Genomic DNA, 539 nt, shown 5'->3' on the forward strand with positions numbered 1-539 from the left:
CTTTGGCTCGTCATGCGGCCCATGGTGTCGAAAGTACGTGAAATCTGACGCGCGAGCGTCCCGTTGGGATCGCGCACCTCTTCCCTGACCCGGTTGCCCGTCAGATCGAGCACGTAGTCGATCCGGTTGCCGCGGCTGTCGGTGATGGCCGTCAGGCGGTGTGCTGCGTCGTAGCTGTATTTAATGATGCTGTTGTCTGGCAAGGTAATTTTCTTCATGTTTCCCACGTGGTCATATTCATAAATTGTCGTTGCCTGCAGCCCGGTTGAACGCACTATCTTGCTCAGCAGTTTCCCGCGCGGCGAGAAGACCAGGTCGGTTGTCATGCCGTTGTGCGCTTCGATCAACAGGGCATTGCCGTGTTTGTCGAACTTGGAAAAACGCGTTGTACGGTTCAGTACATCCTTTGTGGTTTCCAGATTGCCGGCAGCATCGTAGGTAAAGGTGGTGCGATCAACGATATCTGTTCGCGGTCCTGTGACGGTCAGAACTTGGCCGCGGCCGTTGACTTCGTATGTCCACTTGCGCGGCAACCCCAA

General features: G+C 55.7%; 1 pseudogene. It reads right to left on the minus strand.

What is annotated here, in order from left to right:
* Positions 1-539: pseudogene (locus tag PO883_RS34800) on the minus strand (RHS repeat protein); the annotation flags it as partial.

The sequence above is a fragment of the Massilia sp. DJPM01 genome (genome assembly GCF_030348125.1).
Classification (GTDB): Bacteria; Pseudomonadota; Gammaproteobacteria; order Burkholderiales; family Burkholderiaceae_D; genus Telluria_A; species Telluria_A frigida.